A 22,420-nucleotide genomic window follows, 5' to 3' on the forward strand; every position below is an offset into this window, starting at 1 on the left:
CAAGGCGCGGGTGCCGAGGCACCGGAACGTAGCAGCGCTACGTGAGGATGCCGAGGACGGGACCCGCAACGCCGCCATGAAGTCGCGCAGTAGCTCCGACTTAGATGTCGAACAGCAGGCGGGCCGGGTCTTCCAAGGCTTCCTTCATGGTCACCAGGCCCAGCACGGCCTCGCGGCCATCGATGATGCGGTGGTCATAGGACATGGCGAGGTAGTTGATCGGGCGCACCACGACCTGGCCGTTCTCGACGACGGCGCGGTCCTTGGTGGCGTGCACGCCCAGAATGGCCGACTGCGGCGGGTTGATGATGGGCGTGGACAGCATCGAGCCGAAGACACCGCCGTTGGAGATCGAGAAGGTACCGCCCGACAGTTCCTCGATGGACAGCTTGCCATCCTTGGCCTTCTGGCCGAACTCGGCGATCTTCTTCTCGATGTCGGCGAAGCTCATCTGGTCGACGTTGCGCAGCACCGGCACGACCAGGCCGCGCGGCGAGCCGACGGCGATGCCGATGTCGAAGTAGCCGTGGTAGACGATGTCGTTGCCGTCGACCGAGGCGTTGAGCACCGGGTACTTCTTGAGGGCAGCGACCGCGGCCTTCACGAAGAAGCTCATGAAGCCGAGCTTGACGCCGTGCTCCTTCTCGAACTTCTCCTGGAACTTCTTGCGCATCTCCATGACCGGGGCCATGTTGACCTCGTTGAAGGTGGTCAGGATGGCGTTGGTGGCCTGGGACTGCAGCAGGCGCTCGGCGATGCGGGCGCGCAGGCGGGTCATGGGCACGCGCTGCTCGGGGCGGTCGCCGAGGTTCTGCTGCACCGGCGCGGCCACGGCCGGCAGGGGCTTGGCGACGGCGGGGGTGGCGGGCACCACCAGCGGCGCGGCGGCAGCGGCGGGCTTGGCGCCGGCGGCCAGGGCATCGCCCTTGGTGACGCGGCCGTCCTTGCCGGTGCCGGCGACGTCGGTGGCCGACAGGCCCTTCTCGGCCAGGATCTTGGCGGCGGCGGGCATGGCCACGTCACCCTTGCTGGCGCCGGCAGCCGGGGCGGCGGGCGCTGCGGCGGGTGCCGCCGCAGGCGCTGCGGCGCCGGCCTTGCCTTCGGTGTCGATGCGGGCCAGGGCTTCCTGGCTGACGACGGTGCTGCCGTCGCCCTTCAGGATCTCGGCCAGCACGCCGCTGGCGGGCGCGGGCACTTCGAGCACGACCTTGTCGGTCTCGATCTCGACGAGGGTCTCGTCGACCGTGACGGCTTCGCCGGGCTTTTTCTTCCAGGTCAGCAGCGTGCCTTCGGAAACGGATTCGGAAAACTGGGGGGTCTGGACGTCAACGATGGCCATGATGGAGGCTCCGTGTCTTCTATTCGGGTGTTGGGTGGCGCAGGCGCGAGCGAGCGCAGCGCCTGTGGAGGGCGCTGCGCTTCGCGGTCTTACTTGGTGAGGATGAAGCCCTTGAGCTTGGCGAAGGCCTGGTCGAGGAGCGCCTTCTGTTGCTCCTGGTGCAGGTGGGCATAGCCGCAGGCTGGGCTGGCGCTGGCCGGGCGGCCGGCGTAGCCGAGCTTCTGGCCGTCGAGCATGTTCTCGTGCACGTAGTGCTGCACGAAGAACCAGGCGCCCTGGTTCTGCGGCTCGTCCTGGCACCAGACGATGTCGGTGGCGTTGGGGTACTTCTTGAGCTCAGCCGCGAAGGCCTTGTGCGGGAAGGGGTAGAGCTGCTCGACGCGGATGACGGCCACGTCGGTGGCCTTCTTCTCGGCCCGCGTGCGCACCAGGTCGTAATAGACCTTGCCCGAGCAGACGATGAGGCGCTTGACCTTGTCGGCGGCCACGGTGGCGTCCTGCTCGCCGATGACGGTGCGGAACTCGCCCTTGGTGAACTCGACCAGCGGCGAGGTGGCGTCCTTGGCGCGCAGCAGGCTCTTGGGCGTCATGATGACGAGCGGCTTGCGGAACATGCGCAGCATCTGGCGGCGCAGCACGTGGAAGATCTGCGAGGCCGTCGTCGGCTGCACGATCTGCATGTTGTTGTCCGCGGCCAGTTGCATGAAGCGCTCCAGGCGCGCCGAGCTGTGCTCGGGGCCCTGGCCTTCGTAGCCGTGCGGCAGCATCATCACGAGACCGTTGGCGCGGCCCCACTTCACTTCGCCGGAGGCGATGAACTGGTCGATGACGACCTGAGCGCCGTTGACGAAGTCACCGAACTGCGCTTCCCAGATGGTCAGCGTGTTGGGCTCGGCCGCGGCATAGCCGTACTCGAAGCCCAGCACCGCCTCTTCGGACAGGATGGAGTCGATGACGGTGAACGGGGCCTGGCCGTCGGCGACGTTCTGCAGCGGGATGTAGCTGCCCTCGTCCCAGTTGGTGCGGTTCTGGTCGTGCAGGACGGCGTGGCGGTGCGTGAAGGTGCCACGGCCGCTGTCCTCGCCGGACAGGCGCACCGGGTAGCCCGAGGCCACCAGGGAAGCGAAGGCCATGCTCTCGCCCATGCCCCAGTCGACGTTGACCTCGCCGCGGCCCATCGCGGCGCGGTCGGCGTAGAGCTTGGCCACCAGGTTGTGGGGCGTGAAGTCCTTGGGCAGGGTGGTCAGCTTCTCGGACAGGCGCTTCCACTCGGTGACGGGGATGGCCGTGTCGCAGTTGTCCGTCCACTTCTTGCCGAGGAAGGGCGACCAGTCGGTGGCGAACTTGCTCTTGAAGTTGGTCAGCACCGGGTCGACGGTGTGGCGGCCTTCGTCCATGGCGGCACGGTAGGTCTTGACCATCTCGTCCGGCCCTTCGGCCGTGAGCACGCCCTGGGTGACGAGCTTGTCGCCGTAGACCTTGCGGGTGCCGGGGTGGGCGCCGATCTTCTTGTACATCAGCGGCTGGGTCAGGGCCGGGGTGTCCTGCTCGTTGTGGCCCAGCTTGCGGAAGCAGACGATGTCCAGCACCACGTCCTTCTTGAACTCGGCGCGGTAGTCCATGCACAGCTGCATGGCCCAGACGACGGCCTCGGGGTCGTCGCCGTTCACGTGCAGCACCGGGGCCTCGATCATCTTGACGACGTCGGAGCAGTACCAGGTCGAGCGCAGGTCACGCGGGTCGCTGGTGGTGAAGCCGATCTGGTTGTTGATGACGATGTGGACCGTGCCGCCCGTGCGGTAGCCGCGGGTCTGGGCCATGGCCAGCGTCTCCTGCACGACGCCCTGGCCGCCGAAGGCCGCGTCGCCGTGCACCAGCACCGGCAGCACCTGCTCGCCGGCCTTGTCGCCGCGGCGGTCCTGGCGGGCGCGCACGCTGCCCTCGACCACCGGGTTGACGATCTCCAGGTGCGAGGGGTTGAAGGCCAGCGACAGGTGGACGGGGCCGCCCACGGTGGACACGTCGGAGCTGAAGCCCTGGTGGTACTTCACGTCGCCCGCGGGCAGGTCTTCGGCGGCCTTGTGCTCGAACTCGGCGAACAGGTCGGCGGGCATCTTGCCCAGGGTGTTGACCAGCACGTTCAGGCGGCCGCGGTGGGCCATGCCGATGACGATCTCCTGCACGCCGCGCTCGCCGGCGCGCTGGATGAGCTCGTCCATCGCGGCGATGAAGCTCTCGCCGCCTTCGAGCGAGAAGCGCTTCTGGCCGACGTACTTGGTATGGAGGTAACGCTCCAGGCCCTCGGCAGCGGTCAGACGATCGAGGATGTGCTTCTTCTTCTCGGCGGTGAAGCTGGGCTTGCCGCGCGCCTTCTCCAGGCGCTCCTGCCACCAGCGCTTTTCACCGGGGTCGGAGCCGTGCATGAACTCGGCGCCGATGGAGCCGCAGTAGGTCTCGCGCAGCGCCTGCACGATCTGGCGCAGCGTCATCGTCTCGCCGCCGAAATAGCTGTTGGCGGCCGAGAACGAGATGTCCATGTCGGACTCGCTCAGGTCGTAGAAAGCCGGCTCGAGTTCGGGGATCTTGGGGCGGTCGGCGCGCTTGAGGGGGTCCAGCTCGGCCCAGCGGTTGCCGAGGAAGCGGTAGGCAGCAATCAGCGACTGGACGTGGACCTGCTTGCGGGCGACGGCGAGGTCGGCGCTGCTGGCCTTGTTGGCGAAGGCATTGGCCTTGGCGCGCTGGGCGAAGGATTCGATGACGGGCGCGTGGGCCACGTCGCGGGCCTCGGTGCCGTCCACTGCAGGCACGTGCTGCAGGGCGTCGAAGTAGGCGCGCCAGTTGTCGGGCACGGAGCCCGGGTTGTCGAGGTAGGCCTCGTACATCTCCTCCACATACGGCGCGTTTCCGCCGAACAGGTAGGAGTTCGACCTGTATTGCTGCATCATCTCTCGCTCACCTCATGCCCCGGTTTCCAGGGAGTTGGCTGGTTGAAGAACCTTCCGCGACACGGCTCGACCGATTGGCGGATTGCGACCCACCTCCGCTGTCGCCAGCAAAAGGGACGGGAAGGACCAAAGAACTTCCAAGGGGCGAACTCTAGCACCAAGGGTTTGCCCGGCAAGGCCGCGTGGACGCGACAAAGTTCACTGATCCCGGTGGCTAAAAGTTGACTGATCCGTAAACTTGGCGCCGCGCCAGCCCCGCCATTGAATGGCTGCGCCACGGGACATTCAGGAGATCCCAATGCAAGTCCAGGTCGTCGACTACCGCGCGCCCGATGCCGCCGAAAAGTTCACCCGCTCCCTGCACGAGACCGGGTTCGGGGTGCTGACCAACCATCCCATCCGCCAGGCCCTGGTCGAGAAGATCTACGCCGACTGGCTGGATTTCTTCAACGGCGAGGCCAAGCACGCCTACGCGTTTTCCAAGGAGACGCAGGATGGTTATTTCTCGACCGAGATTTCCGAAACCGCGAAGGGTTTCAAGCAGAAGGACATCAAGGAGTACTTCCACATCTACCCCTGGGGCCGCATCCCCGAGTCGCTGAAGGCCGACGCCCTCGCCTACTACCGCGAGGCCAATGCCCTGGCCGAGGAGTTGCTCGGCTGGGTCGAGCGCTACACGCCGCCGGAGATCGCCGCGCGCTACCGCGAACCGCTGTCGCGCATGATCCAGGGCAGCACCAAGACCCTGCTGCGCGTGCTGCGCTACCCGCCGCTGACCGGCCAGGAGCCCGAAGGTTCCCTGCGCGCAGCCCCGCATGGCGACATCAACCTGCTGACCATCCTGCCCGCGGCCAACGAGCCGGGCCTGCAGGTGCTGGGCAAGGATGGCGCCTGGCACGACGTGCCCTGCGATTTCGGCACGCTGACCATCAACATCGGCGACATGCTGCAGGAAGCCTCCGAGGGCTATTACCCGTCGACCCAGCACCGCGTCGTCAATCCCACCGGCGAAGGCGCCAGAAAGAGCCGCGTGTCCCTGCCCCTGTTCCTGCATCCCCGCGACGACGTGGTGCTGAGCGACCGCTACACCGCGGAGAGCTACCTGAACGAGCGGCTGCGGGAATTGGGCGTGAAGACCTGAAGACCGCAGTCCACGCATCCGGGTGTCATGAGCGGGTATCGACCGCGATCCAGTTCGACTCCCACGTCATCCCCGCGTCGGCCGAGAAGGCCTGCTCGAAGCGGCAACGGTCGGCGCCCTCGGCGTCGATGACAAAGCGCACCAGGATCTGGCGCCCGTCGTATTCCTCGACGCTGTAGAAGACGCCGCGAGGACCGCCGCCGAACCCACCCACCATCGGCGTGGCCAGTTCGCCCGATGCGGCGTTGGAGAAGTTGAGCGTCCACCGCTACCGCTGCGGCTCGAAGAGCCGCAGCGAAAGGCCCTGCAGCTGGCCTTTCGGCCCGGTCACGTCGAGTTCGACCAGATTCGCTCGGCCGCTCCATACCGGGCGCACGACGGTCGTGCCCGAGTATTCGGTCCAGGCGTCCGACCCGCTCAAGGGCTTCAGGCGCCGGCGCAGTGCGGTGCGCCAACTGCCGAGTTCGAAGTCGAAGTCATGCGCCGAGCCGACCGGCGTGGCCGGCAACTGCGGGGCGCCGGCCGCCGCGCCCGAAAGCGCCATCAGGACGGCCGCACGGCGGGTCGGGTTCAGGAGCGGAAGGGGCATGGCGCGATGTGATCTGAATAGACTTGGACGGGCCGCACACCACCGCCGACAGCGGCGTGCTCCAAAGACGAATCCACTCTAGCCAGCACCATGGGCACCGCCAAGAAGGCACCTGCAGGTAACCACCCCCGCCTCGTCCGCGCGAATGCGATCCCGGGCTGCGCGCTCACGGAGGCGCTGGCGGCCATCGGCGGCCGGTGGAAGCTCTTCGTCGTGTATCGCCTGGCGGACGGCCCGCGCCACTTTGCCGCGCTGAGGCGCAGCCTGCCGGACGTGTCGGCCAAGGTGCTGGCGCAGCAGTTGCGCGAACTGCAGGCGGACGGGCTGGTCAGCCGGCAGCGCACCGGCCCGGTGCCCGCTACCGTCCATTACTCGCTCACTGCGCACGGGCTGTCGGTGCTGCCCGTGGCCGAGCAGATCCGCCGCTGGGGCCTGGCCCACCAGGCCGCCTTCGGAGGCGATGCATGTCACGACGCCGGCGCCGACCCGCGGGCCACGTGCGACGCCGCCACCGGCCTGGCCGCCCGGCCCTGATGCCGCGAGACCGTGACGCCGCGGCGGGTCATCCACATCCATCCCGAGGCGCCGCCCAAGCCGGCGCCCGGCCAGCCCTGCAACGGCTGCGGCGTCTGCTGCCTGGCCGAGCCCTGCCCCCTGGGCGTCGTGCTGAGCCGGCGCCTTCGCGGTGCGTGCGTCGCCCTGCGATGGGACGGCGCACGCTACCTGTGCGGCGCCCTGACGGCTCAACCGAGCGGCCTCTTCGGCAGATGGGGCCTCCGGCTGGTGCGGCGCTGGATCGCCGCGGGCGCCGGTTGCGATTGCTCACTCGAACCCGCGGGCAAGCCCTAGCCAAGCCCCCCGAGGCCGCGGCTACATTTTTCGGCTTCCGATGCACCGAGGAAGCCGCATGAAATCCCTTGCACGTCGACTCCTGCCCTTGCTGGCCGCTCTCGCCTTCAGCGCCACCGCCGCCCCACTGCGCTGGGCCGCCACCAACGACATCCTGACGCTGGACCCGCACTCGCAAGACCACAACACCTCCAACACCATCGGCACCCACATCTACGAGGGCCTGACGCGACTGGGCAAGGACTACCGTCCCGAACCCTCGCTGGCCACCAAGTGGACCTACCTGTCGCAGACCCAGGTGCGCTTCGACCTGCGCCGCGGCGTCAAGTTCCACGACGGCTCGCCCTTCACGGCCGACGACGTGGTGTTCAGCTTCGGCCGCATCACCCAGCCCCAGGGTACCAAGCAGACCTACGTGTCCGGCATCAAGGAGGTGAAGAAGATCGACGACCACACCGTCGACTTCATCCTCGAGGCGCCGACGCCGATGCTGCTGCAGAACATCATCGCCTTCCCCATCATGAGCAAGGCCTGGGCGGTGAAGAACAATGCCACCAACACCCAGGACTACAAGTCCAAGGAAGAGAACTTCGCCTCCCGCAACGCCAACGGCACGGGGCCTTACAAGCTGGTGAGCTGGCAGCCCGACCAGGCCGTCAAGATGGTGGCCAACAAGGACTGGTGGGACAAGAACCCGGGCAACGTCACCGAGCTGACCTACCTGCCCATCAAGTCGGCGCCGACCCGCGTGGCGGCCCTGCTGTCGGGCGACGTGGACATCGTCACCGACCTGCCGCCGCAGGACTTCTTCCGCCTCAAGGAGCAGGGCAAGGTCAAGCTGCTGGAGGGACCGGAGATCCGCACCGTCTTCTTCGTCATGGACGAGGGCAGCGACGAGCTGCGCGACTCGAGCGTCAAGGGCAAGAACCCCTTCAAGGACAAGCGCGTGCGCGAGGCGCTGAACATCGCACTGGACCGCGAGACCATCAAGCGCAGCATCATGCGCGGGCTGTCGGTGCCGGCCGCGCTGATGGTGCCGCCGGGCGTCAACGGCTACGACGCGGCGCTGGACACGCCGGCCAAGCCCGACCTCGACAAGGCCCGCAAGCTGCTGGCCGAGGCCGGCTACCCGCAGGGCTTCGAGGTGCCGCTGCATTGCCCCAACAACCGCTACGTCAACGACGAGCAGGTCTGCCAGGCCGCGGCGTCGATGTGGGCCAAGATCGGCGTGAAGGTGCGCCTCATCGCCGCGCCGTTCGCGACCCACAGCCAGACCTTCCAGCGCGGCGAGTCCCCCTTCTACATGCTGGGATGGGGCGTCTCCACCTACGACGCCCTCTACGCCATGCAGGCCTGGGGCCACACCCGCACCAACGGCGCGGACGGCAACTTCAACTTCGGCAAGGTCAGCGACGCCAAGCTCGACGAGCTCATCCAGAAGATCAAGTTCGAGCCGGACGTGCCCAAGCGCAACGCCCTCATCAAGGAGGCCCTGCTGCGCATCCGCGACGAGTCCCTCTTCATTCCCATCCACCACCAGATCCGGCCCTGGGCGATGAAGCCGGGCGTGGAAACCCTGCACCGCTCGAACGACTATTTCGAGGCCCGCTACACCACCGTGAAGTAACCGGCCCCACGGACGGTGGAATGATGCGGGCGTGAAGCCGCCCGTCCTCAATTTCTCCACCCTGCAGGCCGCCGTCGAGGTCGCGGCCACCCTCGCCTTCGCGCTGTCCGGCCTGCTGGCCGGCGCACGCAAGCAACTCGACGTCGTCGGGCTGTGCGTCGTCGCCGGCCTGTCCGCCTTCGGCGGCGGCACGCTGCGCGACGTGCTGCTGGACCGCAGACCCTTCTTCTGGGTCGAGCACGCCGACTGGCTCTGGGGCCTGATGGCCCTGTGCTTCGCCGCCATGCTGTTCCTGCGCGGGCGCCATCTCGCGCTGACCGAGCGGGCCATCCAGTGGCCCGATGCGCTGGGCCTGGGCCTGTTCACCGCCAACGGCGCGCTGCTCGCCCTGGACCTCGGCATGCCGGCCATCGTCGCCGTGCTGATGGGCGTCATCACCGCCACCTTCGGCGGCGTGCTGCGCGACATCGTCTGCAACGAGATCCCGGCCGCCTTCCACGACCACCGGCCCTACGCGCTTTGCAGCTTCGTCGGGGCCTGGGTGCTGGTGGCGGCCGTGCGCCTCGATGCGCCGCAGTGGGCCGCCATCAGCGCCGCAGCGGGAACCGCGGTGGCCTTGCGCGGCCTGGCGCTCTGGACCGGCTGGACCCTCCCCGCCTGGCGCATCGACGCCCGGCGCTGACCGCTGCGTCGCTGGCGACGCAGACTCGTCTCAGCCGAGCGCCAGACGCGCGCGCGCCGCCGCGTACTCGCGCTTCAGGCGCGCCACGAGCTCGGCCGCAGGCACCACGCCACGCACCGCACCGATGCCCTGGCCGCTGCCCCAGATGTCCTTCCAGGCCTTGGCCGCGCCACCGCCGAAGTTCATCTTGCTGGGATCGCTTTCGGGCAGGGCGTCGGGGTCCAGGCCCGCGTTGACGATGGAGCCGCGCAGGTAGTTGCCGTGAACGCCGGTGAAGAGGTTGCTGTAGACGATGTCGTCGCTGTTGCTGTCGACGATCATCTGCTTGTACTCGGCGCTGGCGCGGGCCTCCTCGGTGGCGATGAAGGCCGAGCCGATGTAGGCCAGGTCGGCGCCCATGGCCTGGGCCGCCAGGATGGCGTCGCCCGAGGCGATGGAGCCGGACAGGGCCAGCGGGCCGTCGAACCACTCGCGGATTTCCTGCACCAGGGCGAAGGGGCTTTTCACGCCGGCATGGCCGCCCGCGCCGGCTGCCACGGCGATGAGGCCGTCGGCACCCTTCTCGATGGCCTTCCTGGCGAACTTGTTGTTGATGATGTCGTGCAGCACGATGCCGCCCCAGGCGTGTACGGCCTGGTTCACGTCTTCGCGGGCGCCGAGCGACGTGATGACGATGGGCACCTTGTACTTGGCGCAGACCTGCATGTCGTGCTCGAGCCTCTCGTTGCTCTTGTGCACGATCTGGTTGATGGCGAAGGGCGCGGCGGGGCGGTCGGGATGGTCGCGATTCCAGGCCGCGAGGGTCTCGGTGATCTCGGCCAGCCATTCGTCGAGTTGCTCGGCCGGGCGGGCGTTGAGGGCCGGCATGGAGCCGACGACGCCGGCCTTGCACTGCTCGATGACGAGCTTGGGGTTGCTGATGATGAACAGCGGCGAGCCGATGACCGGCAGGGGCAGGTTCTTCAGGATGGGCGGCAGGGCCAAGTGGGGTCTCCTCAGAAGGCGTCCAGGGGCAGCGCGGTCACGCTCTCGGCGCCATCCACGATGGCGGCACGCAGCGAGGCGGTGCGCGGCAGGATGTGCTCGGCATAGAAGCGCGCCGTGGCGATCTTGGCCTGCATGAAGGGCGTGTCAGTCGCCAAGGCGTCTTCCGCCGCCAGCAGCGCGCGGGCCAGTTGCCAGCCGGCGACGAGGTTGCCCGCCAGCATCAGGTAGGGCACCGAGCCGGCATAGGCCGCATTGGGATTGCCCTTGGCCGACCCGGCGATGAAGTCGACCACGGCGAGGAAGTCCTCCCGCGAGGCCCGCAGGGCCCTCAGCACCGACGGCGCCGCGGCGCCGTCGCGCTTGGCCAGGGCCGCCTCGGTGACTTCGATCTGGCCGGCGATGCCGCGCGCCAGCTGGCCGCCGTCGCGCGAGGTCTTGCGGCCGACGAGGTCGTTGGCCTGGATGGCCGTCGTGCCTTCGTAGATGGTCAGGATCTTGGCGTCGCGGTAGTACTGGGCCGCACCGGTCTCCTCGATGAAGCCCATGCCGCCGTGCACCTGCACGCCGAGCGAAGTGACCTCCAGGCTCATCTCGGTGCTGTAGCCCTTCACGAGGGGCACCATGAACTCGTAGAAGGCCTGGTTCTGCTTGCGCGCCTCGGCGTCGGGGTGGTGATGGGCGGCGTCGAAGGCCGCGGCAGCGGTGCTCGCCATGGCGCGGCAGCCTTCGGTCAGCGCACGCATGGTCATCAGCATGCGGCGCACGTCGGGGTGGTGGATGATGGCGGCGGGGCCGGCCACCGAGCCGTCCACGGGGCGGGACTGCACGCGGTCCTTCGCATAGGCCACGGCCTTCTGGTAGGCGCGGTCGGCGATGGCGATGCCCTGCAGGCCGACGCCGTAGCGGGCCGCGTTCATCATGATGAACATGTACTCCAGGCCGCGGTTCTCCTCGCCGATGAGCTGGCCGATGGCGCCACCGTGGTCGCCGAACTGCAGCACGGCCGTCGGGCTGGCCTTGATGCCCATCTTGTGCTCGATGGACACGCAGTGGGCGTCGTTGCGCGCCCCCAGCGAGCCGTCGGCGTTCACGAGGAACTTGGGCACGAGGAAGAGGCTGATGCCCTTCACGCCCTCCGGCGCGCCGGCCACGCGGGCCAGCACGAGGTGGACGATGTTCTCGGCCATGTCGTGCTCGCCATAGGTGATGAAGATCTTGGTGCCGAAGATCTTGTAGGTGCCGTCGGGCTGCGGCTCGGCGCGGGTGCGCACGAGGGCGAGGTCGGAGCCGGCCTGCGGCTCGGTGAGGTTCATCGTGCCCGTCCAGCTGCCGTCCAGCAGCTTGGGGATGTAGACGTTGCGCTGCTCGTCGCTGCCGGCGGTCAGCAGGGCCTCGACGGCGCCATCGGTCAGCAGCGGGCACAGCGCGAAGCTCATGTTGGCCGACTGCAGCATCTCGTTGCAGGCCGCGGCGATGGTCTTGGGCGCGCCCTGTCCGCCGAACTCCTGCGGGTGTACCAGGCCTTGCCAGCCGCCTTCGGCATAGGCGCGGAAGGCCTGCTTGAAGCCGGGCGTCGTCGTGACGACGCCGTCCTTCCAGCTCGACGGGTTCTTGTCACCCTCGAAGTTCAGCGGCGCGATGACGTCCTGGGTCAGCTTGGCGCACTCCTCCAGCACGGCGGCGGCGGTGTCCAGGCCGAAGTCGGCGAATGCGGGGACTTGTTGGGTCAGCGTCTCCAGCCCGGCGAGGTGCTGGATGTTGAAAAGCATGTCCTTGACGGGAGCTTGGTAACTCATTTGTTCCTCCTGGCGGCAACAAAAAGGGCGCCGCGACAGTCGACGTCGGGCGCCCGGTGCGGTCGGCGCGGTGGCTTACAGCGCGGAGACGAGCTCGGGCACGGCCGTGAACAGGTCGGCCTCGAGCCCGTAGTCGGCCACCGAGAAGATCGGGGCCTCGGGGTCCTTGTTGATCGCCACGATGACCTTGGAGTCCTTCATGCCGGCCAGGTGCTGGATGGCGCCCGAGATGCCGGCGGCGATGTAGAGCTGCGGAGCGACGATCTTGCCCGTCTGGCCGACCTGCCAGTCATTGGGCGCGTAGCCTGCGTCCACCGCGGCGCGCGAGGCGCCCAGGGCGGCGCCGAGCTTGTCGGCCAGCGGCGTCAGCACTTCCATGAACTTCTCGTTGGAGCCCAGGGCCCGACCGCCGGAGACGATGATCTTGGCGGCGGTCAGCTCGGGGCGGTCGCTCTTCGTGACCTCGCGGCCCACGAAGCTGCTCTTGCCGACGTCGGCAGCCGCCGCGACGCTCTCCACCGCGGCCGAGCCGCCCGTGGCGGCGGCCGGGTCGAAGCCGGTGGTGCGCACGGTGATGACCTTGGTGGCATCGCCGCTCTGGACCGTGGCGATGGCGTTGCCGGCGTAGATCGGGCGCTCGAAGGTATCGGCGCTGACGACTTTGGTGATGTCGCTGACCTGGGCGACGTCCAGCAGGGCGGCGACGCGCGGGGCGACGTTCTTGCCGGCGGCCGTGGCGGGGAAAAGGATGTGGCTGTAGCCCGAGGCCAGCGCCACGACCTGCGCGGCGACGTTCTCGGCCAGGCCATCGGCCAGGGCGGCGGAGTCCGCCTGCAGCACCTTGGCCACGCCCGCGATCTGCGCGGCGGCCGCAGCGGCCGCGGCGGCGTTCTGTCCGGCGACGAGGACGTGAACCTCGCCACCCAGGGCGGCGGCGGCCGTGACGGTGTTCAGGGTCGCGCCCTTGATGGACGCGTTGTCGTGTTCGGCAATAACCAGGGCAGTCATCAGATCACCTTCGCTTCAGTCTTCAGCTTGTTCACCAGGGTGGCCACGTCGGGCACCTTCACGCCGGCACCGCGCTTGGGCGGCTCGCTCACCTTGAGCGTCTTGATGCGCGGCGCGATGTCCACGCCCAGGTCGGCCGGCTTGACCACGTCGAGCGGCTTCTTCTTGGCCTTCATGATGTTGGGCAGGGTCACGTAGCGCGGCTCGTTCAGGCGCAGGTCGGTCGTCACGACGGCCGGCAGGCTGAGGGCCACGGTCTCCAGGCCGCCGTCGACCTCGCGGGTAACGTTGAGCTTGTCGCCGGCCACCTCCAGCTTGCTCGCGAAGGTGCCTTGCGGCAGTCCGGCCAGTGCGGCCAGCATCTGGCCCGTCTGGTTGCAGTCGTCGTCGATGGCCTGCTTGCCGAGGATGACGAGCTGGGGCTGCTCCTTGTCGACCAGGGCCTTGAGCAGCTTGGCCACGGCCAGCGGCTGAAGTTCGACGTCGGCAGGCGTCTCGACCAGGATGGCGCGGTCGGCGCCGATGGCCATGGCGGTGCGCAGGGTCTCCTGGCACTGGGTGACGCCGCAGGACACGGCGATGACTTCCGTCACGACGCCCTTCTCCTTCAGGCGCACCGCCTCTTCGACGGCGATCTCGTCGAAGGGATTCATCGACATCTTCACGTTGGCGATGTCGACGCCCGTGCCATCGCTCTTCACGCGCACCTTGACGTTGTAGTCGACGACACGCTTCACCGGGACCAAGACCTTCATCGAAAACTCCAGCTCGAATTGACGTAAACGTTAATCGGATTCTACGGGGCGCTCCGGGCGGAGCCGCGCTTAAAAAAGCACGATCGTTCGATTCTAGCCAGAGCCTCGATCGCGCTGCACGAAGTCGTTATGGAGAGCCCTCTCGAAATCCTCGGGCTAGACTGCCGCGCCCATGCAGATCGACCCCACCCCGCGCCGCGAGATCGGCGTCTTCGACTCCGGCGTCGGCGGGCTGACGGTGCTGCGCGAACTGCGCACCCTGTTGCCTACGGCGCCACTGCGCTACCTCGCGGACACGGCCTATGCGCCCTACGGCAACCGCAGCCCGGAGGAGATCCGCGCCCGCTGCATGGCCATCACCGAACATTTGGTCGAGCAAGGGGCCGCGCTGGTCGTCGTGGCCTGCAACACCGCCACGGCCCACGCCATCGAAGCGCTGCGCGCCCGCTGGCCGGGGCTGCCCTTCGTCGGCACCGAGCCCGGCATCAAGCCGGCCGTCGCGGCGACGCGCAACGGCCGCATCGGGGTGCTGGCCACGCCGGCCACCGCCGCCAGCGCCCGCCTGCAGGCCTTGATCGAGCGGCATGCCCAGGGACGCGAGGTCGTCGTGAGAGGCTGCCCGGGCGTCGTCGAGCACATCGAGGCGGGCGATCTCGCCAGCCCCATGCTGCGGCAGTTGTTGGAGCAGCACTGCATGCCGCTTCGCGCCGCCGGCGTCGACACCGCCCTGCTCGGCTGCACCCACTATCCGCTGATCGAGCCGCTCTGGCAGGCGGCCCTGGGCCCCGAGGTCCAACTGCTGCGCATCGAGACGGCCGTCGCGCGCCGCGCATGCGAACTCTGGCGGCCGGCCGCCGGTGAGCAAGCCTCCCTGCACATCGAAACCAGCGGCGACCCGCAGACCCTGAGCGACTGGATCGCCACCGTCCTGGGCTGGCAGGACACGGCCGTCCAGGCCTGGCAGCCCGGCTTGACGTCGCTCACCACACCGGCCTCCTGAACGGCGCAACGGCACCCGCGGAAGGCGGGCGGGCACCGTTCATGTGCGAAATCTCATAGACGAAATCCTACCGGTGTATCGGTCTGTGAGAGTCGCGCCCGGAGGGGCCAAGCATCCCTAGACTCCGCCGCTTGCAAACGCAGGCGCCGAGGATGCAGTCGATGGTCCCAATCGTTGAAGCGAGGCGCAACCCGTCTCACACCCCCAGCCGCAGCCCGCCCCTGGAGCTGGACAGCGGCTTCGGCGGCCTCGAGGGCGAGGCCCTGGGCCTCGTCGAGCGCCGCTACGGCGACCGTGGCCTTCGTGTCTCCCGCGAGCGCTACAGCAGCCGCAGCCAGGACGGCGACGTCGTCTGCACGGCGCGCGACGGCGAGCGCATCGTCGGCACGCTGTCGGTGCGCTTCGACGGACCGGGCGGCCTGCACGCGGACCTGCTGTTCGGCAACGAACTGGACGAGTGGCGCGCCGCTGGCGTGAAGCTGTGCGAATTCGGCGGCCTGGCCGTGGACAAGCATTCGCACGACCCCAAGCGCGTCCTGGCCCAGATCTTCCACCTCGGCTACCTGCATGCCCACCGGCGTGCCGGCTGCGAACGGCTGGTCATCGAGGTGAACCCCCGCCACGTGCCCTTCTACCGACGCTGCCTGGGCCTGATTCCCTACACGCACGAGCGCCACAACCCGAGGGTTCAGGCGCCGGCCGTGCTGATGAGCATCGATTTCGCGGCGGTGCGGGAGCAGATCGCGCTGCTGGGCGGCCAGCCGGAAATGCTGGCGGCGGCACGCAGCCTCTACCCGCTGGCGTGGGACGAGGGAACTGAAGCCACGATGCTGGCCCGGCTGTCCTAACGGGTCATTTCGGCGGCAATCCGTGCCGGCCGGCTGCACTGGTGCGCGGGACGGGACTTGAACCCGTACGCCCCTTTCGAGGCGGCGGATTTTAAGTCCGCTGCGTTTACCGATTTCGCCACCCGCGCGCCGCCGGCATTATCCGGGCCGCACCAAAGAAAAACGGGAGATCCGGTGACCGAATCTCCCGTGAGGAGTGGAGCGGGATAAGAGGCTCGAACTCTCGACCTATACCTTGGCAAGGTATCGCTCTACCAACTGAGCTAATCCCGCATCGCCGGAGCGCCTTGCAGCGCACCGTGGCGTCACACTGGAGCGGGAAACGAGGCTCGAACTCGCGACCTCAACCTTGGCAAGGTTGCGCTCTACCAACTGAGCTATTCCCGCAGTGTCTTGTCTTGGAGGCGCGATCCGGAGTCGAACCGGACTGACCGGATTTGCAATCCGGGGCATAACCGCTTTGCTATCGCGCCGCCGTAAACCCAAGCCAAGGCCGTTTGGTGCGGCCTTGACGAAAAAGGGAAGCCGGGGCTTCCCTCAAGGAAAACTGGAGCGGGAAACGAGGCTCGAACTCGCGACCTCAACCTTGGCAAGGTTGCGCTCTACCAACTGAGCTATTCCCGCGTCGCTTCACCAGTCACTTGCGTGTCTAGCGAAGCTGGCATTGTAATCTGTTTTTTGGTCGGATCACAAGACCAGCCGCTTCCGCTTCAGTGCGGCACAGACTGCGCGCCAGGCACCACCGCCTCTTCCGTCTTGGCAGGCGCCACCACGGCCACCTCCTCGTCGGGCAGAGGCGCCGGTACCGCCTCGAGGGCGATCTCCAGCACCTTCTCGATCCAGCGCACCGGCACGATCTCGAGCTGGTTCTTGACGTTCTCCGGGATGTCCTGGAGGTCCTTGACGTTCTCCTCGGGGATCAGCACCGTCTTGATGCCGCCGCGGTGGGCCGCCAGGAGCTTTTCCTTGAGACCGCCGATGGCCGTGACCTCGCCGCGCAGCGTGATCTCGCCCGTCATCGCCACGTCGGCGCGCACCGGGATGCCGGTCAGTGCCGACACGAAGGCCGTCGTCATGGCCGCACCCGCGCTCGGGCCGTCCTTGGGCGTGGCGCCATCGGGCACGTGGACGTGCACGTCGCGCTTCTCGAAGACTTCGTCCTTGATGCCCAGGCGGCGGGCGCGCGAGCGCACCACAGTGCGGGCGGCCTCGACGGACTCCTTCATCACGTCGCCCAGCGAGCCGGTGCGGATGATGTTGCCTTTGCCCGGCATGGCCGTGGCCTCGATGGTCAGCAGGTCGCCGCCCACCTCGGTCCAGGCCAGGCCGACGACCTGGCCGACCTGGTTCTTCTTCTCGGCACGGCCGAAGTCGTACTTGCGCACGCCAAGAAACTCGTGGAGGTTGTCCTCGGTGACGACGACCTTGCCCTCGTAGGTCTTGAGCTGGATGCCCTTGACCACCTTGCGGCAGATCTTGGACATCTCGCGCTCGAGCGAACGCACGCCGGCTTCACGCGTGTAGTAGCGGATCACGCCACGGATGGCCGACTCGGTGACGTCGAGTTCCTCGTCCTGCACGCCGTTGTTCTTGCGCTGCTTGGGCAGCAGATAGCGCTGGGCGATGCTGACCTTCTCGTCCTCGGTGTAGCCCGACAGGCGGATGACCTCCATCCGGTCCAGCAGGGCCGGCGGGATGTTCATCGAGTTGGACGTGGCGACGAACATCACGTCGGACAGGTCGAAGTCGACCTCGATGTAGTGGTCGCCGAAGGTGTGGTTCTGCTCCGGGTCCAGCACCTCGAGCAGGGCCGAGGACGGGTCGCCGCGGAAGTCCATGCCCAGCTTGTCGATCTCGTCGAGCAGGAAGAGCGGATTGCGCGTGCCGATCTTGGACAGGCTCTGCAGCACCTTGCCCGGCATGGAGCCGATGTAGGTGCGGCGGTGGCCGCGGATCTCGGCTTCGTCACGCACGCCGCCGAGCGCCATGCGGACGAACTTGCGGCCCGTGGCGCGGGCCACACTCTGGCCGAGCGAGGTCTTGCCGACGCCCGGAGGGCCGACCAGGCACAGGATGGGCGCCTTGACCTTCTCGACGCGCTGCTGCACCGCGAGGTATTCGAGGATGCGGTCCTTGACCTTCTCGAGGCCGTAGTGGTCTTCGTTCAGCACGTCCTCGGCGTTCTTGAGGTCGTGCTTGATCTTGGTCTTCTTGCTCCAGGGCAGGCTGACCAGGGTGTCGATGTAGTTGCGCACCACGGTCGCCTCGGCGGACATGGGCGACATCAGCTTGAGCTTCTTGAGCTCCGCGTCGGCCTTCTTGCGCGCTTCCTTGGGCATGCGGGCCGCGAGGATCTTCTTCTCGAGCTCCTCCATGTCGGCGCCTTCTTCGCCGTCGCCGAGCTCCTTCTGGATGGCCTTGACCTGTTCGTTCAGGTAGTACTCGCGCTGGCTCTTCTCCATCTGGCGCTTGACGCGGCCACGGATGCGCTTTTCGACCTGCAGGATGTCGACCTCGTGCTCCAGCAGGTCGAGCAGCTTCTCCAGCCGCTTGGCCACGTCGGACAGGTCGAGCACGGCCTGCTTGGCGTCGAGCTTGAGCGGCAGGTGGGCGGCGATGGTGTCGGCCAGGCGGCCCGGGTCGTCGATGCCGCCGATGGACGTGAGGATCTCCGGCGGGATCTTCTTGTTGAGCTTGACGTACTGGTCGAACTGCTGCGTCACGGCGCGGCGCAGGGCCTCGACTTCGGGCGCATGCTCGGTCTCGGGCGGGATGGGCGTGACCTCGGCGACGAAATGCTCGCCAGGCTCGGTGATGGACAGCGTGGTGGCGCGCTGCAGGCCCTCGACCAGCACCTTCACGGTGCCATCGGGCAGCTTGAGCATCTGCAGGATGCTGGAGACGCAGCCGACCTCGAACATGTCTTCGGCCTTGGGCTCGTCCTTGCCGGCGGCCTTCTGGGCGACCAGCATGATCTGGCGACCCGCCTCCATCGCGGCTTCCAGGGCCTTGATGGACTTCGGCCGGCCCACGAACAGCGGGATGACCATGTGCGGGAACACGACCACGTCACGCAGCGGCAGCAGCGGCAGCGTGATGGGGTCGGCGGGAAGGATGGGATGTCCGGACATGTAGACCTCTCTTTCTCAGGCCGATGTGCGGCCTGAGGGGGCGAATGCAAGCAGCCGGTGGCGCCCGGGGTTCAGGCGCTGGCCTTGGCCTGCTCGCGATAGACCAGCAAGGGGCGTGCCGACGCCTCCTCGATGTTGTGTTCGTCCAGCACGACCTTCTCGACGCCGTCGAGCGCGGGGAGGTCGAACATGGTGTCGATGAGGGCCTGCTCCATGATGGAGCGCAGGCCGCGGGCGCCGGTCTTGCGGGCCAGCGCCTTGCGGGCGATGGCGGCCAGGGCCGGCTTGCGGATCTCGAGCTCAACGCCGTCCATCTCGAAGAGCTGCTGGTATTGCTTGACCAGGGCGTTCTTGGGCTCGGTGAGGATCTGGATCAGGGCGTCTTCGGTCAGTTCGCCCAGCGTTGCGACCACCGGCAGGCGGCCGACCAGTTCGGGGATGAGGCCGAACTTGATGATGTCCTCGGGCTCGACCTCGCGGAAGACCTCGCCGACCTTCTTCTCGGCCTTGCTGCGCACCGTCGCGCCGAAGCCGATGCCCGACTTCTCGCTGCGGTTCTGGATGACCTTCTCCAGGCCGTCGAAGGCGCCGCCGCAGATGAAGAGGATGTTGGTGGTGTCGATCTGCAGGAAGTCCTGGTTGGGATGCTTGCGGCCGCCCTGGGGCGGCACCGAGGCCATCGTGCCTTCGACCAGCTTCAGCAGCGCCTGCTGCACGCCTTCGCCCGAGACGTCGCGGGTGATGGACGGGTTGTCGGCCTTGCGGGAGATCTTGTCGATCTCGTCGATGTAGACGATGCCGCGCTGGGCGCGCTCGACGTCGTAATTGCAGTTCTGCAGCAGCTTCTGGATGATGTTCTCGACGTCCTCGCCGACGTAGCCGGCTTCGGTCAGCGTCGTCGCGTCGGCGATCACGAACGGCACGTTCAGCAGGCGCGCCAGCGTCTGCGCCAGCAGCGTCTTGCCGGAGCCAGTGGGGCCGATCAGCAGGATGTTGCTCTTGGACAGCTCGACCGAGTCCTTGGTCGTCGCCATGTGGCGCAAGCGCTTGTAGTGGTTGTAGACGGCCACGGCGAGGGTGCGCTTGGCCACGTCCTGGCCGATGACGTACTGATCCAGGCTCGACTTGATCTCGCTGGGCGTCGGCAGGTCCGACTTGCCCGCGCGGGCCGCCGGCGCAGGGGCCGGGATCTCATCGCGGACGATGTCGTTGCACAGCTCGATGCACTCGTCGCAGATGAAGACCGAGGGACCGGCGATCAGCTTCTTGACCTCGTGCTGGCTCTTGCCGCAGAAGGAGCAATAAAGGACTTTCTCGCTGGAGTTGCCTTTTTTATCGGCCATGAAACTGCTCGAAGAAGGAGGCGGGGGTGCCTCGAATGATGATAGTCCAAACGATCTCGGGGCCCTTGTGGGGATAAGGGCCCCGATTTCGCGGCGAATCCGTGGGCCGGTTACGGCCCCTCTCGTTTGGCAGGAGGCTCAGGGGCGGTGTTCCAGGACCTGGTCGATCAGGCCGTAGCCCTGGGCTTCGGCCGCCGACATGAAGTAGTCGCGTTCGGTGTCGGACTGGATTTTCTCCAGGCTCTGGCCGGTGCGCTCGGCCAGGATGCGGTTGAGAGCCTCGCGAGTCTTCAGGATTTCACGGGCATGGATCTCGATGTCGGTCGCCTGGCCCTGGGCGCCGCCCAGGGGCTGGTGGATCATGACCTTGGCGTTGGGCAGCGAGAAGCGCTTGCCCTTGGCGCCGGCCGCCAGCAGGAAGGCACCCATGCTGGCCGCCATGCCCATGCACAGCGTGGAGACGTCAGGCTTGATGAACTGCATGGTGTCGTAGATGGACATGCCGGCCGACACGCTGCCGCCGGGGCTGTTGATGTAGAGCGAGATCTCCTTGTCGGGGTTCTCGCTTTCCAGGAACAGCAGCTGGGCCACGACGAGGTTGGCCACGGCGTCGTTGACCGGACCGACCAGGAAGACGATGCGCTCGCGCAGCAGGCGCGAGTAGATGTCGTAGGCGCGCTCGCCGCGACCGGACGTTTCGATGACCATGGGCACGAGCCCGAGGTTGCTGGTGTCGAGAGCGCTCATTCAGATCCTTGAAAAGCAGTGACGTCAGTTATGGGGATGGATTATGGACATGCAAGAACAAAGGCGCCGGGCCTCGCGGCGCGGCGCCTTCCTCAAGGCATGGCCTCTCAGTTCGAGGCGGCCATCAACTCGTCGAAAGGCAGGGCCTTGTCGGTCACCTTGGCCTTGGCCAGCACGAATTCCGTGACATTGTTCTCGACCACGACGGCCTCCACCTCGGCCATGCGCTCGCGGTCGCTCAGGTACCAGCGCATCACTTCAGCGGGCTTCTCGTAGCTCTGCGACAGCTCTTCGATGTGGGCCTGCAGCTGGGCCGGCTTGGCCTGCAGGTTGTTGGCACGCACCAGCTCGGCGACGACCAGGCCCAGGCGCACGCGGCGCTCGGCCTGGGGCTTGAAGATGTCGGCCGGGATCTCGGCCTTGTCGGCATCCTTGACGCCGCGCTTCTTCAGGTCCTCGCGGGCCTGGCCGACCATGCGCTCGGCTTCGCCCTGCACCAGGGCGTTGGGCACGTCCAGTTCGGAGGCGGCCACCAGGGCGTCCATGACGGCGCCCTTGTTGCGGGCCAGCACGCGGAACTTCACCTCGCGCTCGAGGTTCTTCTTGATGTCGGCGCGCAAGGCCTCGACCGTGCCGTCCTTGATGCCGAGCGACTTGGCGAAGGCTTCGTTCACCTCCGGCAGGTGCTGGGCCTCGATCTTCTTGACCGTGACGAGGAAGTCGGCTTCCTTGCCGGCCACGTCCTTGCCGTGGTAGTCCTCGGGGAATTGCAGCGGGAAGGTCTTGCTCTCGCCGGCCTTCATGCCGCGCACAGCGGCATCGAACTGCTCCAGCATCTGGCCTTCGCCGATCAGGAACTGGAAGCCCTCGGCCTTGCCGCCGGCGAAGGGCTCGCCGTCGATCTTGCCTTCGAAGTCGATGGTGACGCGGTCACCGGCCTGGGCCACGTCGGCGGCGGCCCGCTGGGCGAAGCTGCGGCGCTGCTTGCGCAGGATGTCGACGGTCTTGTCGATGGCTTCCTCGGTCACCTCGCTGGTGACGCGCTCCACCTCGGCGGTGGCCAGGTCGCCGATCTTGACCTCGGGATAGACCTCGAAGGTGGCGTCGAAGGCCATCTGGCCCTCGGGCGCCTCGTTCTTCTGCTCGATGCGCGGCATGCCGGCCACGCGCAGCTGGGCTTCGTTGGCGGCGTCGTTGAAGGCCTGGCCGAGCTTGTCGTTGACGACCTCGTACTGCACCGAGTAGCCGTAGCGCTGGGCGACGACATTCATCGGCACCTTGCCGGGACGGAAGCCGTCGGCCTTGACGGTGCGGGCCAGCTTCTTGAGGCGGGCTTCGACTTCGCTGTTGATCTCAGCGGCCGCGACGTGCAGGGTGATGCGGCGTTCCAGCTTTTCGAGGGTTTCGACGGTGACGGCCATGATGGACTCGGGAACAGTTGAAGGACAGTGGTGCGCGGGGCCGGACTCGAACCGGCACGCCCGTGAAGGCGTCAGGACCTAAACCTGGTGCGTCTACCAATTTCGCCACCCGCGCAGGTGGTTGGGCCGCTTCAGAGGTAAGTCCGGGAAGCGACCCCGTAGGCGATTCGGCAAACCGGCGATTGTAGCGACGCCGCGCGGCCTGCCTGCCG

At 67.4% G+C, this 22,420-nt stretch carries 19 protein-coding genes and 6 tRNA genes; 7 read left to right on the plus strand and 18 right to left on the minus strand.

The annotated features are described in order from the left end of the window. Nucleotides 1-100: 100 nt before the first annotated feature. Together odhB and LXT12_RS02335 are read right to left on the minus strand one after the other, a co-directional pair. A complete protein-coding gene (gene odhB / locus LXT12_RS02330; protein WP_233389059.1) occupies nucleotides 101-1,339 on the minus strand; it encodes a 2-oxoglutarate dehydrogenase complex dihydrolipoyllysine-residue succinyltransferase in 1,239 nt (412 codons plus the stop codon). An 89-nt stretch (nucleotides 1,340-1,428) separates the two neighbouring features. Continuing rightward, entirely contained in the window at nucleotides 1,429-4,284 is a 2,856-nt protein-coding gene (locus LXT12_RS02335) for a 2-oxoglutarate dehydrogenase E1 component (protein WP_233389061.1), read from the minus strand. A 298-nt stretch (nucleotides 4,285-4,582) separates the two neighbouring features. Between LXT12_RS02335 and LXT12_RS02340 the strand changes: the two genes are divergently transcribed. Further along, complete coding sequence (locus LXT12_RS02340; RefSeq protein WP_233389063.1) at nucleotides 4,583-5,425, plus strand: isopenicillin N synthase family dioxygenase; 843 nt, start codon at nucleotides 4,583-4,585, stop codon at nucleotides 5,423-5,425. 25 nt (nucleotides 5,426-5,450) lie between these two features. Here LXT12_RS02340 and LXT12_RS02345 read toward each other — a convergent pair whose 3' ends face one another. Both LXT12_RS02345 and LXT12_RS02350 read right to left on the minus strand, forming a co-directional pair. Beyond that, the gene (locus LXT12_RS02345; RefSeq protein WP_233389065.1) at nucleotides 5,451-5,642 is read right to left on the minus strand and encodes a hypothetical protein; all 192 of its coding nucleotides are present in this window, start codon (nucleotides 5,640-5,642) and stop codon (nucleotides 5,451-5,453) included. A 51-nt stretch (nucleotides 5,643-5,693) separates the two neighbouring features. Then, entirely contained in the window at nucleotides 5,694-6,014 is a 321-nt protein-coding gene (locus tag LXT12_RS02350; protein ID WP_233389067.1) for a hypothetical protein, read from the minus strand. A gap of 90 nt (nucleotides 6,015-6,104) precedes the next feature. Here LXT12_RS02350 and LXT12_RS02355 point away from each other — a divergent pair, with 90 nt between their 5' ends. The 4 genes from LXT12_RS02355 to LXT12_RS02370 are packed head-to-tail and all read left to right on the plus strand — an operon-like array spanning nucleotide 6,105 to nucleotide 9,172. Further along, complete coding sequence (locus tag LXT12_RS02355; protein WP_233389069.1) at nucleotides 6,105-6,548, plus strand: winged helix-turn-helix transcriptional regulator; 444 nt, start codon at nucleotides 6,105-6,107, stop codon at nucleotides 6,546-6,548. Between the two features lie 12 nt (nucleotides 6,549-6,560). Further along, nucleotides 6,561-6,863 carry a hypothetical protein gene (locus tag LXT12_RS02360; RefSeq protein ID WP_233389071.1) on the plus strand — a complete coding sequence of 101 codons (303 nt, stop codon included), beginning with the start codon at nucleotides 6,561-6,563 and terminating at the stop codon, nucleotides 6,861-6,863. 58 nt (nucleotides 6,864-6,921) lie between these two features. Further along, on the plus strand, nucleotides 6,922-8,490 hold the full coding sequence (locus LXT12_RS02365) for an ABC transporter substrate-binding protein (RefSeq protein WP_233389073.1): 1,569 nt from the start codon (nucleotides 6,922-6,924) through the stop codon (nucleotides 8,488-8,490). 31 nt (nucleotides 8,491-8,521) lie between these two features. Next, the gene (locus tag LXT12_RS02370) at nucleotides 8,522-9,172 is read left to right on the plus strand and encodes a trimeric intracellular cation channel family protein (RefSeq protein ID WP_233389075.1); all 651 of its coding nucleotides are present in this window, start codon (nucleotides 8,522-8,524) and stop codon (nucleotides 9,170-9,172) included. Nucleotides 9,173-9,202: 30 nt separating this feature from the next. Here LXT12_RS02370 and LXT12_RS02375 read toward each other — a convergent pair whose 3' ends face one another. From LXT12_RS02375 to LXT12_RS02390, 4 genes are all read right to left on the minus strand, one after another. After that, on the minus strand, nucleotides 9,203-10,156 hold the full coding sequence (locus LXT12_RS02375) for an NAD(P)H-dependent flavin oxidoreductase (RefSeq protein WP_233389077.1): 954 nt from the start codon (nucleotides 10,154-10,156) through the stop codon (nucleotides 9,203-9,205). Between the two features lie 11 nt (nucleotides 10,157-10,167). Next, the gene (locus LXT12_RS02380) at nucleotides 10,168-11,955 is read right to left on the minus strand and encodes an acyl-CoA dehydrogenase (protein ID WP_233389079.1); all 1,788 of its coding nucleotides are present in this window, start codon (nucleotides 11,953-11,955) and stop codon (nucleotides 10,168-10,170) included. A gap of 75 nt (nucleotides 11,956-12,030) precedes the next feature. Further along, nucleotides 12,031-12,963 carry an electron transfer flavoprotein subunit alpha/FixB family protein gene (locus LXT12_RS02385; protein WP_233389081.1) on the minus strand — a complete coding sequence of 311 codons (933 nt, stop codon included), beginning with the start codon at nucleotides 12,961-12,963 and terminating at the stop codon, nucleotides 12,031-12,033. Next, a complete protein-coding gene (locus LXT12_RS02390) occupies nucleotides 12,963-13,718 on the minus strand; it encodes an electron transfer flavoprotein subunit beta/FixA family protein (protein WP_233389083.1) in 756 nt (251 codons plus the stop codon). The genes LXT12_RS02385 and LXT12_RS02390 overlap by 1 nt, the downstream gene beginning before the upstream one ends. Nucleotides 13,719-13,890: 172 nt before the next feature. On the opposite strand from LXT12_RS02390, the gene murI reads away from it, so the two are divergent. Together murI and LXT12_RS02400 are read left to right on the plus strand one after the other, a co-directional pair. Beyond that, nucleotides 13,891-14,718 (plus strand): glutamate racemase, encoded by an 828-nt coding sequence (gene murI, locus LXT12_RS02395; RefSeq protein ID WP_233389085.1) that lies wholly within the window; start codon nucleotides 13,891-13,893, stop codon nucleotides 14,716-14,718. A 161-nt stretch (nucleotides 14,719-14,879) separates the two neighbouring features. Next, complete coding sequence (locus tag LXT12_RS02400) at nucleotides 14,880-15,566, plus strand: N-acyl amino acid synthase FeeM domain-containing protein (RefSeq protein WP_233389088.1); 687 nt, start codon at nucleotides 14,880-14,882, stop codon at nucleotides 15,564-15,566. Between the two features lie 39 nt (nucleotides 15,567-15,605). Here LXT12_RS02400 and LXT12_RS02405 read toward each other — a convergent pair. The 10 genes from LXT12_RS02405 to LXT12_RS02450 form a co-directional block, all read right to left on the minus strand. Further along, nucleotides 15,606-15,694, minus strand: a tRNA-Leu gene (locus tag LXT12_RS02405). A 69-nt stretch (nucleotides 15,695-15,763) separates the two neighbouring features. Then, nucleotides 15,764-15,839: transfer RNA gene (locus LXT12_RS02410), tRNA-Gly, on the minus strand. A 38-nt stretch (nucleotides 15,840-15,877) separates the two neighbouring features. Beyond that, nucleotides 15,878-15,953: transfer RNA gene (locus LXT12_RS02415), tRNA-Gly, on the minus strand. 12 nt (nucleotides 15,954-15,965) lie between these two features. Then, nucleotides 15,966-16,039, minus strand: a tRNA-Cys gene (locus tag LXT12_RS02420). A gap of 75 nt (nucleotides 16,040-16,114) precedes the next feature. Next, nucleotides 16,115-16,190, minus strand: a tRNA-Gly gene (locus LXT12_RS02425). Between the two features lie 86 nt (nucleotides 16,191-16,276). Continuing rightward, nucleotides 16,277-18,697 (minus strand): endopeptidase La, encoded by a 2,421-nt coding sequence (gene lon / locus LXT12_RS02430; RefSeq protein WP_233389090.1) that lies wholly within the window; start codon nucleotides 18,695-18,697, stop codon nucleotides 16,277-16,279. A 71-nt stretch (nucleotides 18,698-18,768) separates the two neighbouring features. Then, the gene (gene clpX, locus LXT12_RS02435; protein WP_233389092.1) at nucleotides 18,769-20,040 is read right to left on the minus strand and encodes an ATP-dependent Clp protease ATP-binding subunit ClpX; all 1,272 of its coding nucleotides are present in this window, start codon (nucleotides 20,038-20,040) and stop codon (nucleotides 18,769-18,771) included. A 138-nt stretch (nucleotides 20,041-20,178) separates the two neighbouring features. After that, nucleotides 20,179-20,787 (minus strand): ATP-dependent Clp endopeptidase proteolytic subunit ClpP, encoded by a 609-nt coding sequence (gene clpP / locus LXT12_RS02440; RefSeq protein ID WP_233389093.1) that lies wholly within the window; start codon nucleotides 20,785-20,787, stop codon nucleotides 20,179-20,181. A 107-nt stretch (nucleotides 20,788-20,894) separates the two neighbouring features. Then, nucleotides 20,895-22,208 carry a trigger factor gene (gene tig, locus LXT12_RS02445; RefSeq protein WP_233389095.1) on the minus strand — a complete coding sequence of 438 codons (1,314 nt, stop codon included), beginning with the start codon at nucleotides 22,206-22,208 and terminating at the stop codon, nucleotides 20,895-20,897. Nucleotides 22,209-22,236: 28 nt separating this feature from the next. Continuing rightward, nucleotides 22,237-22,323, minus strand: a tRNA-Leu gene (locus tag LXT12_RS02450). Nucleotides 22,324-22,420 lie beyond the last annotated feature (97 nt).

Origin of the sequence: Pelomonas caseinilytica (assembly GCF_021353235.1) — a bacterium.
Classification (GTDB): Bacteria; Pseudomonadota; Gammaproteobacteria; order Burkholderiales; family Burkholderiaceae_C; genus Pelomonas; species Pelomonas caseinilytica.

Excerpts from the sequence above, each read along its gene's own strand:
- tig (WP_233389095.1), bottom strand. The coding sequence starts at position 22,208 with ATGGCCGTCACCGTCGAAACCCTCGAAAAGCTGGAACGCCGCATCACC.
- lon (WP_233389090.1), bottom strand. The coding sequence starts at position 18,697 with ATGTCCGGACATCCCATCCTTCCCGCCGACCCCATCACGCTGCCGCTG.
- clpP (WP_233389093.1), bottom strand. The coding sequence starts at position 20,787 with ATGAGCGCTCTCGACACCAGCAACCTCGGGCTCGTGCCCATGGTCATC.
- LXT12_RS02400 (WP_233389088.1), top strand. The coding sequence starts at position 14,880 with ATGGTCCCAATCGTTGAAGCGAGGCGCAACCCGTCTCACACCCCCAGC.
- odhB (WP_233389059.1), bottom strand. The coding sequence starts at position 1,339 with ATGGCCATCGTTGACGTCCAGACCCCCCAGTTTTCCGAATCCGTTTCC.
- LXT12_RS02365 (WP_233389073.1), top strand. The coding sequence starts at position 6,922 with ATGAAATCCCTTGCACGTCGACTCCTGCCCTTGCTGGCCGCTCTCGCC.
- LXT12_RS02385 (WP_233389081.1), bottom strand. The coding sequence starts at position 12,963 with ATGACTGCCCTGGTTATTGCCGAACACGACAACGCGTCCATCAAGGGC.
- LXT12_RS02335 (WP_233389061.1), bottom strand. The coding sequence starts at position 4,284 with ATGATGCAGCAATACAGGTCGAACTCCTACCTGTTCGGCGGAAACGCG.
- LXT12_RS02390 (WP_233389083.1), bottom strand. The coding sequence starts at position 13,718 with ATGAAGGTCTTGGTCCCGGTGAAGCGTGTCGTCGACTACAACGTCAAG.
- LXT12_RS02345 (WP_233389065.1), bottom strand. The coding sequence starts at position 5,642 with ATGGTGGGTGGGTTCGGCGGCGGTCCTCGCGGCGTCTTCTACAGCGTC.
- LXT12_RS02380 (WP_233389079.1), bottom strand. The coding sequence starts at position 11,955 with ATGAGTTACCAAGCTCCCGTCAAGGACATGCTTTTCAACATCCAGCAC.
- LXT12_RS02350 (WP_233389067.1), bottom strand. The coding sequence starts at position 6,014 with ATGCCCCTTCCGCTCCTGAACCCGACCCGCCGTGCGGCCGTCCTGATG.
- clpX (WP_233389092.1), bottom strand. The coding sequence starts at position 20,040 with ATGGCCGATAAAAAAGGCAACTCCAGCGAGAAAGTCCTTTATTGCTCC.
- LXT12_RS02340 (WP_233389063.1), top strand. The coding sequence starts at position 4,583 with ATGCAAGTCCAGGTCGTCGACTACCGCGCGCCCGATGCCGCCGAAAAG.
- murI (WP_233389085.1), top strand. The coding sequence starts at position 13,891 with ATGCAGATCGACCCCACCCCGCGCCGCGAGATCGGCGTCTTCGACTCC.
- LXT12_RS02355 (WP_233389069.1), top strand. The coding sequence starts at position 6,105 with ATGGGCACCGCCAAGAAGGCACCTGCAGGTAACCACCCCCGCCTCGTC.